Origin of the sequence: Streptomyces sp. NPDC006655, assembly GCF_040703965.1 — a bacterium.
Classification (GTDB): domain Bacteria; phylum Actinomycetota; class Actinomycetes; order Streptomycetales; family Streptomycetaceae; genus Streptomyces.
The window spans coordinates 36,259-49,573 of record NZ_JBEYJU010000001.1 but is presented as its reverse complement, the minus strand read 5'-3'; the positions used below and the strand labels follow the sequence as shown (position 1 = coordinate 49,573).

12 protein-coding genes are annotated in these 13,315 nt (G+C 73.6%); 9 read left to right on the top strand and 3 right to left on the bottom strand.

The window, feature by feature from the left end:
- Positions 1–78 precede the first annotated feature (78 nt).
- From sfnG to AB0958_RS00225, 4 genes are all read left to right on the top strand, one after another.
- Positions 79–1,224: a dimethylsulfone monooxygenase SfnG gene (gene sfnG, locus AB0958_RS00240; protein WP_366888004.1), complete on the top strand. Its 1,146-nt coding sequence runs from the start codon at positions 79–81 to the stop codon at positions 1,222–1,224.
- A 61-nt stretch (positions 1,225–1,285) separates the two neighbouring features.
- A complete protein-coding gene (gene ssuE / locus AB0958_RS00235; RefSeq protein ID WP_366888002.1) occupies positions 1,286–1,843 on the top strand; it encodes an NADPH-dependent FMN reductase in 558 nt (185 codons plus the stop codon).
- 4 nt (positions 1,844–1,847) lie between these two features.
- Positions 1,848–3,032 (top strand): SfnB family sulfur acquisition oxidoreductase, encoded by a 1,185-nt coding sequence (locus tag AB0958_RS00230; protein WP_366888001.1) that lies wholly within the window; start codon positions 1,848–1,850, stop codon positions 3,030–3,032.
- Positions 3,033–3,059: 27 nt separating this feature from the next.
- The gene (locus tag AB0958_RS00225; RefSeq protein WP_366888000.1) at positions 3,060–4,202 is read left to right on the top strand and encodes an LLM class flavin-dependent oxidoreductase; all 1,143 of its coding nucleotides are present in this window, start codon (positions 3,060–3,062) and stop codon (positions 4,200–4,202) included.
- 96 nt (positions 4,203–4,298) lie between these two features.
- On the opposite strand, the gene AB0958_RS00220 is transcribed toward AB0958_RS00225, so the two are convergent.
- Positions 4,299–4,688: a cold shock domain-containing protein gene (locus AB0958_RS00220; protein ID WP_366887999.1), complete on the bottom strand. Its 390-nt coding sequence runs from the start codon at positions 4,686–4,688 to the stop codon at positions 4,299–4,301.
- 226 nt (positions 4,689–4,914) lie between these two features.
- Between AB0958_RS00220 and AB0958_RS00215 the strand changes: the two genes are divergently transcribed.
- The 4 genes from AB0958_RS00215 (at position 4,915) to AB0958_RS00200 (ending at position 9,703) form a co-directional block, all read left to right on the top strand.
- Positions 4,915–5,712: an SAM-dependent methyltransferase gene (locus AB0958_RS00215; protein WP_366887998.1), complete on the top strand. Its 798-nt coding sequence runs from the start codon at positions 4,915–4,917 to the stop codon at positions 5,710–5,712.
- Between the two features lie 124 nt (positions 5,713–5,836).
- Positions 5,837–7,147 (top strand): hypothetical protein, encoded by a 1,311-nt coding sequence (locus AB0958_RS00210; protein ID WP_366887997.1) that lies wholly within the window; start codon positions 5,837–5,839, stop codon positions 7,145–7,147.
- Positions 7,148–7,205: 58 nt separating this feature from the next.
- Positions 7,206–8,411: a MoxR family ATPase gene (locus AB0958_RS00205; RefSeq protein ID WP_366887996.1), complete on the top strand. Its 1,206-nt coding sequence runs from the start codon at positions 7,206–7,208 to the stop codon at positions 8,409–8,411.
- Between the two features lie 8 nt (positions 8,412–8,419).
- Entirely contained in the window at positions 8,420–9,703 is a 1,284-nt protein-coding gene (locus AB0958_RS00200; RefSeq protein WP_366887995.1) for a VWA-like domain-containing protein, read from the top strand.
- 12 nt (positions 9,704–9,715) lie between these two features.
- Here the strand turns inward: AB0958_RS00200 and AB0958_RS00195 are convergent, their stop codons facing one another.
- Positions 9,716–10,399, bottom strand: coding sequence for a PAS domain-containing protein (locus tag AB0958_RS00195; RefSeq protein ID WP_366887994.1), 684 nt, complete (start codon positions 10,397–10,399; stop codon positions 9,716–9,718).
- Positions 10,400–10,489: 90 nt separating this feature from the next.
- Here AB0958_RS00195 and AB0958_RS00190 point away from each other — a divergent pair, with 90 nt between their 5' ends.
- Positions 10,490–11,467: a threo-3-hydroxy-L-aspartate ammonia-lyase gene (locus tag AB0958_RS00190; protein WP_366887993.1), complete on the top strand. Its 978-nt coding sequence runs from the start codon at positions 10,490–10,492 to the stop codon at positions 11,465–11,467.
- A 75-nt stretch (positions 11,468–11,542) separates the two neighbouring features.
- Here the strand turns inward: AB0958_RS00190 and AB0958_RS00185 are convergent, their stop codons facing one another.
- The gene (locus AB0958_RS00185; RefSeq protein WP_366887992.1) at positions 11,543–12,958 is read right to left on the bottom strand and encodes a family 2B encapsulin nanocompartment shell protein; all 1,416 of its coding nucleotides are present in this window, start codon (positions 12,956–12,958) and stop codon (positions 11,543–11,545) included.
- Between the last annotated feature and the right edge of the window lie 357 nt (positions 12,959–13,315).

Below are 13,315 nucleotides of genomic sequence, written 5' to 3'. Positions count from 1 at the left end.
CGCCGTGCCCCAGCGATTCTCCGCGCCGTGCACCGCTCGAATTCCGGCGTGCCCGAAAACCCGCGACAGGAGTTCCGCATGCCCGCCGCGCCCTTGAAATTCGCCTACTGGGTCCCCAACGTCAGCGGAGGACTCGTCACCAGCACCATCGAACAACGCACCGACTGGGGGTACGACTACAACCGCGAACTCGCCGTCCTCGCCGAGAACAACGGCTTCGAGTACGCGCTCAGCCAGGTCCGCTACATGGCCAGTTACGGCGCCGAGTACCAGCACGAGTCGACCGGTTTCAGCCTGGCCCTGCTGCTCGCCACCGAACGCCTGAAGGTGATCGCCGCCGTCCACCCCGGCCTCTGGCATCCGGGCGTCCTCGCCAAGTTCGGCGCCACCGCCGACCACCTCTCCCACGGCCGCTTCGCGGTCAACGTCGTATCCGGCTGGTTCAAGGGCGAGTTCACCGCGCTCGGCGAACCCTGGCTGGAGCACGACGAGCGCTACCGCCGCGCCGAGGAGTTCATCCGTGCGCTGCGCCAGATCTGGACCGAGGACCACACCGAACTCGCCGGCGACTTCTACCGACTGCGGGACTTCTCGCTGAAGCCCAAGCCGCTCAACACTCCCGAGCGCCCGCACCCGGAGATCTTCCAGGGCGGCAACTCCACCGCCGCCCGCGCGATGGCGGGGCGGGTCTCCGACTGGTACTTCTCCAACGGCAAGGACTTCGACGGGGTGATCGAGCAGATCAACGACGTCCGCAAGTCCGCGGCCGAAGCGGGCCGCTCGGCGCCGAAGTTCGGTCTCAACGGCTTCCTCATCGCCCGCGACACCGAGGCCGAGGCACGTGACACCCTCCGCGAGATCATCGCCAAGGCCGACGGCGAGGCCGTCGCGGGGTTCGGCGCGGCCGTGAAGCAGGCCGGGCAGTCCGCCGCCGACGGCAAGGGCATGTGGCAGGACTCCACCTTCGAGGACCTCGTCCAGTACAACGACGGCTTCCGTACCGGCCTGATCGGCACCCCGGAGCAGATCGCCGAACGGATCGTGGCCTACAAGCGGCTCGGCGTCGACCTCTTCCTGCTCGGCTTCCTGCACTACCACGAGGAGGTCGAGTACTTCGGCAAGCGGGTGCTCCCCCTCGTACGCGAACTGGAAGCCGGGCTCCCGGACACCGCGTCCGACTCCGGCCTCGAAGGCGAACGGCCCGAACCCGCCCGGCACCCCTGACCCCTCCCCGCCGGGCGCCCACTTCGCAGGGGCGCCCGGACCATCAGAAAGAGGCAGTTCCATGGCCACCGTCCTGTCCGTCTCCGGCAGTCCCTCCGCCTCCTCCCGCACCGGACGGCTGCTGCGCCACCTCGACCAGCGGCTCACCGCCCAGGGCCACGAGGTGATCCCGCTCGACGTCCGCACCATCCCCGCCGAGGCGCTGCTCGGCGCCGACTTCCGGCACCCCGCGATCGTCGAGGCGACCGAGTTGTTCGGCCGCGCCGACGGGATCGTGGTCGGCACCCCCGTCTACAAGGCGTCGTACTCCGGTGTCCTCAAGGCGCTGCTCGACCTGCTCCCGCAGTACGCGCTCACCGGCAAGACCGTGCTGCCGCTGGCCACCGGTGGCTCGGTCGCGCACGTCCTCGCCATCGACTACGCGCTCCGCCCGGTCCTGAACTCGATGGGCGCCGCCCACATCGTCCAGGGCTGGTTCACCCTCGACAAGGACATCACCGTCCGCGAGGACGGAACCGTCGCCCTCGCGCCGGCCGCCGCCGCGGCCCTCACCCCGGTCGTCGACCAGTTCTCCACCGTGCTCGCCGGACGGACGCCCGTCCTCGCCGCGGCGGGCTGAACCGGTGACCGCCCACATCATCGCCGACGACACGGAGGCGCGCGTCGTCGCGACGGCCCTGGCCGCGGAGTTCCGTGCCGGGGCCGCCCGGCGGGACGCCGAACGCCGCCTGCCACGAGCCGAGTTGGACCGGCTGTCCGCCTCCGGCCTGCTCGGGGTGACGGTGCCGGCCGAGCACGGCGGCGCCGACGTCGGGGCCGGCACCCTCGCGGAGATCTTCCGGATCCTCGCGTCGGCCGACGCCAGCCTCGCCCAGATCCCGCAGAGCCACTTCGTCTACGTCAACGTGCTCCGCCGCCAGGGCACCGAGGAGCAGCGGAAGTTCTTCTTCGCCGAGCTGCTGGCGGGCAGCCGCCTCGGCAACGCCCAGTCCGAGGCCGGCACGAAACACGTCCAGGACATCCGGACCCGGCTGGAGCCCCGGGGCGACGGCTCCTACCTGCTCACCGGAGTCAAGCACTACTCCACCGGCGCGCTCTTCGCCGACTGGATCCCCGTCCTGGCCCGAGCCGAGGACGACGACCTGCACGTGGCGTACGTCCCCCGGGACGCACCCGGTGTCACCGTCGTCGACGACTGGGACGGCATGGGACAGCGCACGACCGCCAGCGGAACGGTCCGGCTGGACGGCGTCGCCGTGCCCAGGGACCGGGTGCTGCCCCATCACCTCACCTTCCGGGGACCTCAACTCCACGGTGCCACCGCCCAGTTGCTGCATGCCGCCATCGACGTGGGGATCGCCGGGGGAGCCCTGGCCGAGGCCGTCGAGTTCGTTCGCACCAGGAGCCGGCCCTGGTTCGAGAGCGGAGTGGAGACCGCCGCCGAGGACCCGCTGCTGATCCAGCGGTTCGGTGAACTCGCCGTCCGGGTGAGGGCGTCCGAGGCGCTGCTGCGGGAGGCCGCCCGCGCGGTCGACGCGGCCGGCGCGGACCTCACCGACGCCTCGGCCGCCGAGGCCTCCATCGCCGTGGCCGCCGCGAAGGTCACCGCGGCCGCTGCCGCCGTCGAGGTCGCCGGAGCGCTGTTCGAGGTGTCCGGCACCCGCTCGGCCCTCGACTCCCTCAACCTGCACCGGCACTGGCGCGACGCCCGTACCCACACGCTGCACGATCCGGCCCGCTGGAAGATCCAGCACATCGGCCGGTACGTGCTGAACGGCACGCCGCCGCCCCGTCACGGTCTGCTCTGACGGCCACTCACGAACGGAGAACTCCCCGTGTCCCTCGTCTTCCACTGGTTCCTGCCCACCAACGGCGACAGCCGCCATGTCGTCGGCGGCGGCCACGGCACCCCGGCCACGGCGTCCGGCCGGGACCGGCCGCCGACGGTCGCCTACCTGAGCCAGATCGCCAAGGCCGCGGAGGACCTCGGCTTCGTGGGCGCGCTCACCCCCACCGGCGCCTGGTGCGAGGACGCCTGGCTGACCACGGCGATGGTCAGCCGGCACACCGAGCGGCTGAAGTTCCTGGTCGCCTTCCGGCCGGGCTTCGTCTCGCCGACGCTGGCCGCGCAGATGGCCGCCACCTTCCAACGGGGGACCGGCGGACGGCTGCTGCTCAACGTGGTCACCGGCGGCGAGAGCCACGAGCAGCGGGCCTACGGCGACTTCCTCGACAAGGACGACCGGTACCGCCGCACCGGAGAGTTCCTGGAGATCGTACGCGGGCTGTGGGAGGGCAAGACGGTCGATCTGGCGGGGGAGCACCTCCGGGTCGAGGACGCGAGGCTGGCCCGGGTGCCCGATCCGGTGCCGGAGGTGTACTTCGGGGGGTCCTCGCCGCTCGCGGGTGAGGTCGCGGCCCGCCATGTCGACGTGTACCTGACCTGGGGCGAGCCGCCGGCCCAGGTCGCCGAGAAGATCGCCTGGATCCGGGGGCTCGCGGAGCGGCAGGGGCGCAGGCTGCGGTTCGGGATCCGGCTGCACGTCATCACCCGGGACACGTCCGCGCAGGCCTGGGCCGAGGCCGAGCGCCTGCTGGCCGGGTTCGACCCGGAGACGGTGCGATCGGTGCAGACCGGGCTCGCCCGCAGCGAGTCCGAGGGCCAGCAGCGGATGCTGGCCCTGCACGGGGGCCGCCGGGACGCACTGGAGATCCACCCCAACCTCTGGGCGGGCATCGGGCTCGTACGCGGTGGTGCCGGCACCGCGCTGGTCGGCTCGCACGACGAGGTCGCCACGCGGATCAAGGAGTACGCGGCGCTGGGGATCGAGGAGTTCGTGCTGTCCGGCTATCCGCACCTGGAGGAGGCGTACTGGTTCGGGGAGGGGGTGCTGCCCCGGCTGGCCGCGGACGGGGTGTGGCGGCACCCCGCCGGACGGACCGAGACACCGACGGCCCAGGTGCCGTTCGCGTCCTGACCGCGTCCGCCCACCGGGAGTCACCGGTCCGGGGCGGCGATGCGCCGGGCCGCGTCGGCCGCGCGGACGATCCGGGCCGCCACCGGCCCGGCGCCGTCAGCCCTCGATCCAGCCGTGGTTCTTCGCGAACTGGGCCAGGGCGCCCCGGACCCGCACGATCTCCTCGGCGGTCAGGGTGGGCACCGACGCCAGCAGCGTCTCGGTCACCTCGCGGGTGAACTCCTCGGCGCTGAGCAGGTCGCACAGCGAATCGTCGTCCGGACCGAGCGTCCTGACGTCGGCTCCCCGGGCGAGCCGGACGCCGGACGCCTTCGGCCCGCGCTCGCCGCTCTCGATCTCGAACTCCACGGCCACACCCGGGCGGACGTAGGACTCCGGCATCTGCATGTCGTTCACATGCAGGAAGACGTCCTCGCCGCCGCCGTCCGGAGCGATGAACCCGTATCCGCGCGAGCTGTCGAACCGCACCACACGACCGGTAACCATACGAAACCCCCAACCAAACCGGGACACCTGCCCGGACACCTGGACCAGATGGTAGTCAGGTCGGTCCGGACCGGGCGACTCCGCCCACCGGTCGGAGTGGCGGCTGTGCGCCCTGTGACCTGCGGGGCGGGGGAACTCGGTGCGCGGGCAGTGAAGTTGGTGTGGAAAGCTGTCGCCTGCCGTCGGTGTGCCAAGGGGGGCCCGGCGGTCGTCGAGAGGAGCGCACGTGACGCAGGACGGCATACGGCCCGTGGAGATCGACACCAGCAAACCGCATCCCGCACGGATCTACGACTACCTGCTGGGCGGCAAGGACAACTACGAGGTGGACCGCCAGGCCGCCGACCGGCTCGCCGCCGTCGCGCCCGAGGTGTTCATCGGGGTACGGGCCAACCGGGCGTTCCTCCAGCGGGCGGTCCGCCACGTCATCGACGGCGGCGTCCGCCAGATCCTCGACGTCGGCACCGGGCTGCCCACCTCGCCGAACATCCACGAGGTCGCCCAGCAGCTGGCGCCGGACGTGCGCGTGGCCTACGTCGACAACGACCCGATCGTGAAGGCGCACGGCGACGCGCTGCTCAGCCGCTCCGGCTCCACCAGCATCGTCCTCGCCGACCTGCGCGACCCGCGGTCCGTCGTGGACCACCCCGAGGTACGGCGCGTCATCGACTTCGGCCGGCCGGTGGCCCTCTTCCTCGTCGCCATCCTGCACTTCGTCCGCGACGACGAGGAGCCCGAGCGGATCGTCGCCACCCTGCGCGACGCCCTCCCGCCCGGCAGCTTCCTGGTCCTCTCGCACGCCACGGCCGACTTCGCCGACCGCAGCGACGCCCAGGCCGTCTACAACAACGCCACCGCCACCATGACCCTGCGCCCCCGGGACCGTGTCGAGCGGTTCTTCGAGGGCTTCGACCTGGTCGAGCCCGGCGTGGCGCAGGTCCCGTTCTGGCGCCCGGAGACCACTCCGCCGGCCGGCTCGGAACAGATCGGCTTCTACGGCGGGGTGGCGGTCAAGAAGGACTGAGCAACCGTCAGGACGGCGGTCGGTAAATGCCTGGCCGGCCGGGATCGGCTCATCGTATGCTCCCGGCGATGACCACTCACTCTGTTCACAGATGGGGGGTCCCGTCCACGCAAGGTGAGTGCTGATGGCCACTCACCTCACGGACGGGGACACCCGCCTCACCCTCTGGCGGCGCGTGCGCGAGTTCGCCGTGCCGGCCGCCATGATCGAGACCGCGACCGCCCGCCGGGAGACCGGCGATTGGGCCGGGGCCTGCGCCGCCGCCGGTTTCGACCTCGACCTCGACCTGCGTGCCCTGGCCCGCGACCGGGGCCGGGACGTCCGGGACCGGATCCGCGCCGACCTGCGCCGACTCGCCCCCGACCTGCTGCGCTGGCACCTGCCGAGGATCGCCCCCGACGGTCTGCTGCGCCCCGGGCTGACCATGCCGCTCGCCCGCTACGACACCGGACGAAAGCCCCTGCACCTGGTGGTGCGGACACCGCCCGCCTGGGCCGACGCCGGGCAGCGCGTCAGCCTCACGGTCTGGGACGGCAGGTCCGGCGAGCCCGCGGCCCGTGGGCACCCCCATCCGCGTCCCAGCCGGCGGTACCGGTTCGATCTGCACCGCCACCTCTGGGACGCCGACCTCGCCGGTGAACTGCGCACCCGCGCGGGCGCCGACCGGCTCACGCCGTGCGCCGCGCACCGCTGGCCGGACGAGGCGAGGATCGTGCTGCGTGCCGAGGGGCTGGACAGCGGCACCGTGGCCGTGCGCCCGGGCGGCCGGCGGTGGCTCGCACTGCACCTCGCGCCCGACGGGACGGCGACCACCGGTCCGGGCACCGGCAGCGCCGCGGCCGCCGTGCTGCCGGACGCGGCCACCCGGCTGCTCCCGGACCTGGAGCTGCTGCGCGCCGGGCGGATCGACGCCGGACGGCTGCATCCGCTGGTCGCCACCGCCCTCGTACCCGGTCAGGCAGCGGCCGTCCGGACCCCGGACCGGGAACCGGCCGGGCAGCCGCGTCTCGTGGAGTGCCGGGGCGTGCGCCACCGGATCGGGATGGTCGACGGGGTGCTGTCCGCGCTGGACCACTCCCCGGACGAACTGCGGCGCGAGGAACTGCTGGTGGCGCTCGGCGGGCCGCCGCTGCCCTGTCTGCGGGCCATCGACGAGGCGCACCGCCGCCCCGACTGCCTCACCGGTGTCCGCGAACGCCTCGACCACGGGGACACCGCCGGTGCGCTCGCCGTCGTCGAAGGACTGCTGGGACCCGAAGCCGCGCTGCGCGACGGCCCGTTGAGGGACGCGCTGGAGTCGGCGGCACAACGCCGGATCGCCTACGGCCTCTACCGGGCGGGCCTCGCCGGATCCCGTCCCGCCCCGGTCCGCACCCGGCGCCACCGGTCTGCGCACGATCCGCGGCTCGGCCCCCGCTCCGGCACCTGGCGCTGACACGCCATCCGCCGCCGCACCCTTTCCCCTGCCCTCCCACACCCCGAGGTGATCAGACATGCCCCCTCACGTCTCCGACCAACTCAACACCGCCGACGACCTGTTGAACCTGCTCGGCACCTTCACCACCGAACCCCGCCCGGACACCCAGCTGGAGGCGCTCACCCTGGCCGTCGCCGCCGATCTGCCCGTCCTGCTGTGGGGCGAGCCCGGCATCGGCAAGACGGCCGCCCTCCACCAGCTGGCCGCGGCCCTCGACCTGCCCCTGACCACGGTGATCGCCAGCGTGCACGAGCCGTCCGACTTCTCCGGGCTGCCCGTCGTAGGGGACGATCCCGCCGTCCAGGGCGTCCCCATGGCTCCGCCGGACTGGGCCGTACGACTGGTTGCGGCGGGCCGGGGCCTGCTGTTCCTCGACGAACTGTCCACCGCGCCGCCCGCCGTGCAGGCCGCCCTCCTGCGGCTGGTCCTGGAGCGTCGCGTCGGCGCCCTGCGGCTCCCGCCCGGCGTACGGATCGTGGCCGCCGCCAACCCCCGGTCCTCGGCGGCCGACGGCTGGGAGCTCAGCCCGCCGCTGGCCAACCGGTTCGTGCACCTCCAGTGGGCCCACGACCACGAGGTCGTCGTACGCGGCCTCGGCGGCACCTGGCCGCGGGCGACCCTGCCCCGGCTCGACCCCGGCCGGCTGCCCGCCGCCGTGGACTTCGCGCGCCGCGCGGTGTGCGGGCTGCTCGCCACCCGCCCCACGCTCGTGCACCGCCTGCCCAGCGGCGAGGTGCGGCGCGGCGGCGCCTGGCCGTCGCCCCGCAGCTGGGACATGACGCTGCGTCTGGTCGCCTTCGCGTACGCCGCCGGCTCCTCACGGGACGTGCTCTCCCTGCTGGTCAGGGGGACGGTCGGGGACGGTCCGGGGCTCGAACTGCTGGCGAGCGTGGACCGGTTGGAGCTCCCCGACCCCGAGCTCCTGCTCGCCGACCCCGCCGCCGCCGACCTGCCCGAACGCGGTGACCTGCGCCAGGCCGTACTGGACGGGGTGGTGGCCGCGGTCCGCGAGCGACCGGACCGGGCCCGCTGGGACGCCGCCTGGGCGTTGCTGGTGCGGGCCCTGGACACCGGCGCCCCCGACCTGGTGGTGGTCCCGGCCACCACCCTCGCCTCGCTGCGCCGGGACGACTGGGACGTACCGGCGGCCGTCGAGCGGCTCGCCGGAGCGGTGGCCGTCTCCCGGCGCGCCGACCGGGCCGCCGCCCGCGTCGCGGCGTAGGCGGCCCGATGACCGCGCCCACGACGACGGATGCCCCGGACCTGGGCCTGGACCTGGACCTGGACCTGGACCTGGACCTGGACCTGGACCTGGACAAGCTGTACGCGGCCCGGCTCCAGGCCGCCCGTGCGCGTCCCTACCTCGCCACCGCCCTGTTCGCCCTGCACGTCGTGGCGTCCCGGCAGGTGCCGACCATGGCCGTCGACCGGCACTGGCGCTGCTACGTCTCGCCCGCGTTCGTGGTCCGGATGCCGGTGGAGGACCTGGCCGGGGTATGGGTGCACGAGGTGTCCCACCTGCTGCGCGACCACCACACCCGCAGTGACCGGGTCGCGCGGGAGCGCGGGCTGACCGGGCCGGGTGAGCGGCTGCGGATGAACATCGCGGCGGACCTGGAGATCAACGACGACGCCTACGGCGACGGCCTGGCCCAACCCCGGGGTGCGGTCCGGCCGCGGACGCTGAGGCTGGACGAGGGCCTGCTGATGGAGGAGTACCTGCGGCAGTTCCGGCTGGGACCGCTGACCCAGGATCTGACCTGGCTGGACTGCGGCAGCGGCGCCGACGGCCGTGAGCGGGAGTGGGACCTGGGGCCCGAGGGCGCGCACGGTCTCAGCGAGCAGGAGCGGGACGGGGTCCGGTTCCGGGTCGCGCAGGCCATCACCGGCCGCCCCGGCAGCACCCCGGACGGCTGGCGGCGCTGGGCGGAGGAGGCCTTCCATCCACCGCAGCCCTGGCGGGAGTTGCTGGGAGCGGCGGTCCGGTCGGCGGTCTCGGCCGCGGGGGCCGGCGACGACTACAGCTTCGGACGCCCGGCGCGCCGCTCGGCCGCCCTGCCCGGGGTGGTGCTGCCCGCCCTGCGCCGTCGGCCGCCCCGGGTCTGTGTCGTCATCGACACCTCCGCGTCGGTCAGCGACGCCGAACTGGGCGGTGCCCTGCTGGAGGTGGCCGCCATCTCCCGGGCCGTCGGCGGCCGCCGCGACCTGGTGTCCGTGGTGTCCTGCGACGCGGCCGCCCGGACCGCGCACCCGCTGTGCCGGGCGGAGGGCATCCCCCTGGTGGGCGGCGGCGGTACCGACCTGCGCGCGGGGTTCGCCAGAGCGCTGCGGGCCCGTCCGGCGCCGGACGTCGTGGTGGCCCTGACCGACGGGCAGACGCCCTGGCCCGCGGCGCAGCCGCCGTGCCGGACGGTGGTGGGCCTGTTCCCGAGACGGTACGGCGGCACCTGGAGCGAGGACGGCTACGTACCGGACGAGCCGCCCGGCTGGGCACGCGTCGTCGAGATCGGGTGACCGGACGGCAGCTCAGCCGGCGCGGGCCGCGGCCAGGTAGTTGTAGGCGGAGGCCCGGGAGATGCCGAGGCGCGTCGCGACCTGCCGCACCGCGCCGCGCACCGCGAAGACGCCCTGCCGGTCCAGGTCCTGGAACAGCTCGATCCGCTCCGCCCGGCTGAGCTGGTGCCACGGCTTGTTCCGGCGGAGTTGGCGGGCGTCGACGACGGAGTCCAGGACGGCGGTGATGTCGTCGCCGAACGTGGTGGTCGGCGCCGTCCCGGGCTCGGGGCCGACCCCGGCGAGGCCGCCGACCAGGGCGTGCATCTGGTGGACGACCGTGACGTCGAGGTTGAGGCACAGGGCCCCGAACACGGTGCCGGCCGAGTCGCGCAGCACCATCGTGGAGGACTTGACCAGCTTTCCGTCCCGGGTGCGGGTCAGGTAGTTCAGCTCGTCGGCCGCCTCGTCCCCGGCGGCCAGCAGCTTCATGCCGATCTCGCTCATCGACCCGCCGACCCCCCGGCCGGTGACCGAGCCGGCGAGGGCGACGACGGACCGCTCCGGGCGGCGGAAGTCGTGGACGACGGCCTCGCAGAAGGATCCGAAGGTCGCCGCGATCCCGTCGACGACCGGGGCCAGCGCCGCGATGATCGCGTCCTGCTCCGCCCGTGCCCCGGTTCCGCCGCCCGCCTCTCGTGCCGATCCGTGTGGCATCGGTGCCCCCGCTCCGGTCGGGTCTGGACTTTACGTCTAAATGATAGACAATAATTCTAGCCGACGATCGGCGTCGAACGGAGGACGAACATGCCCGACACCCCGCCCGTGACCCTCCGGGACGTGCGCGACGCGGCCGCGCGGATCGAGGGGATCGCGCACCGCACCCCCGTGCTGCGCTCGCGCACCCTGGACGAGCTGGTCGGCGCCGAGGTCTTCCTGAAGTGCGAGAACCTCCAGCGCATCGGCGCGTTCAAGTTCCGGGGTGCCTACAACGCGGTGTCCCGGCTGCCCGCCGAGCAGTTGGCCAAGGGGGTCGCCGCCTACTCCTCGGGCAACCACGCCCAGGCCGTCGCCCTCGCCGCCCGCGAACTCGGCACCACCGCCGTCATCGTGATGCCCGAGGACACCCCGCGCGCGAAGCTGGCGGCGACGGCCGGATACGGCGCGGAGATCGTGACCTACGACCGCTACACCGGTGACCGGGTCGCGATCGGCGAGGCCCTGGCCGCCGACCGTGGGCTCGCCCTGGTCCCGCCGTACGAGCACCCGCACGTGATCGCGGGGCAGGGCACGGCCGCCCTCGAACTCATCGAGGAGGTCGGCGAGCTGGACGCCCTGGTGGTTCCGGTCGGGGGCGGCGGGCTGATCGCCGGAAGCGCCACCGCGGCCAAGGGGCTGCTGCCCGCGATCCGGATCGTCGGGATCGAGCCGGAGGCCGGGGACGACACCAAGCGGTCTCTGGAGGCGGGCCGGCGGGTCTCCGTCCCGGTGCCCAGGACCATCGCCGACGGCCAGGCCGCGGACATCCCCGGCGAGCTGACCTTCTCCGTCAACCGGCGCCTGGTGGACGGCGTCTCGCTGGTGAGCGACGACCAGATCCGGGACGCGATGCGGTTCGCCTTCGAGCGGCTGAAGACCGTCCTGGAGCCGAGCGGTGCCAGCGGTCTGGCCGCGCTGCTGGCCCGCCGGATGGCGCCGCTGCCGCGCCGGATCGGCGTCATCCTCTCCGGCGGCAACGTGGGCGCGGAGCGGTTCGCGGAACTCTTCGCCGCCCGGCCCGAGTAGCCGGCCCAGGCCCAGGGGCACGCGTCGCCGCGGACCGGCCGGGGCGGCGCCCGCGCGTGGGGGAAATGCGGGTCCTCAGTCCCGGCGTGACACCTCCACGTTCTCCAGGACGCCGAGGGCGTCGGGGACCAGGACCGCGGCCGAGTAGTAGGTGCTGACCAGGTAGGAGGCGACGGCCTGATCGTTGATGCCCATGAAGCGGACGTTCAGGCCCGGTTCCACCTCGTCGGGGAGGCCGGTCTGGAAGAGGCCGACCACGCCCTGGTTCTCTTCGCCGACGCGCATCGCGATGATGGCGGAGGTGCGGGTCTCGGAGACCGGGATCTTGCCGCAGGGAAGCAGCGGGACACCGCGCCAGGCCGGAAGGCGGTGGCCGCCCACCTCGACGCTGCCGACGTACAGACCGCGCCTGTTGCACTCGCGGCCGAACGCGGCGATCGCCTTGGGGTGCGCGAACAGGTGGGTCGTGTCGCGCCGCATGCCGAGCAGCTCGTCGAGGTCGTCCGGGGTCGGCGGGCCCGCGTGGGTGGAGATCCGCTGCCCGTGGTCGGCGTTGTGGAGCAGGCCGAAGTCCCGGTTGTTGACCAGCTCGTGCTCCTGACGTTCCCGCAACACCTGCACGGTGAGCCTGAGCTGCTGCTCCGTCTGGTTCATCGGCTGGTTGTAGAGGTCGGCCACCCGGGAGTGGACGCGCAGCACCGTCTGGGCGACGCTCAGTTCGTACTCGCGCGGCGCCGGCTCGTAGTCGACGAAGGTGTGCGGGACGTCCGGCTCGCCGACATGGCCCGCGCTCAGCCTGACCTCGGCCTCACCGAAGGCGTTGGTGTCCCGGTGCCCGTCGCGTCTCGCCAGTTCCACGTGCGCCCGCAGGCCGGCGTGCCGGCCGGTCACCTCCGCGTACGCCCGATACGGCAGTTTCAGCACGGTGGTCGAGGTCGCGGCGCGGGCCGTGAACCCCCAGGCGCCGTCCGGGCCGGCGAGCACCCGGCCGCCGAAGTGGTCACCGTCCGTCAGCAGCCCGACGACCGCCTCCTCGCCGTAAGGGCCCTCGGTGATCCGTTCCACCTTGCCGTGCGCGATCAGGTAGACGTGGTCGGCGGGCCGTCCCGCCGTCACGATCACCTGTCCCGGCGCGTAGTCCCGCTGCTCGAACCGCGCCGCCAGGGCCTGGAGCGCGGTGCCGTCCTCGAAGCCGCGCAGCAGCGGCAGCTCCGCCAGTTCGTCGGGGATCACGGCGACCCGGGAGCCGGTCTGGACGAAGGTCACCCGGCCGTCCCCGACCCGGTAGGACAGCCTGCGGTTCACGCGGTACGTCCCGCCGGGCACCTCCACCCACGGCAGCATCCGGGTCAGCCACCGTGAGCTGATCTCCTGCATCTGCGGTGCGGACTTGGTCGTCGTCGTGAGGTTCCGTGCCGCCGCGGTCCCGAGGCTCTGCTGCTCCCGCTCGTCGGCGCCCGCCCCGGGCGCCGTACCGGTCTCGACCGACATGACGTTCCTTCCCTCCTGTCGCGGCAGTGACGGTTCGCATACGGACCGTCACCTTCCGCGGCTAGCCCTACCCCTGGTCACCGGCGGTGAGTGATGCCAGGGGAGGGAGCGCGAGGCACGTGCCGCCGGGAACTGCCTCTACACCACCCCCCGGTTCCGCCCCTGTCACCCCGGACGGTGGTTTTCGCACCGCACGGACCAGAACCCGCCGGTCGGGGCGCGCCGCGGGCGCGGCCGCGCGACCGGTCTCGGTGCACGGGACCCCGGGCGCATGCCCCGGCGCCGATCGGGTACGCGAGCCGTGGCCGCCCGGCGACCTGCCGGAGACGGCCGGTACCACCACCTATCTGGGGATCT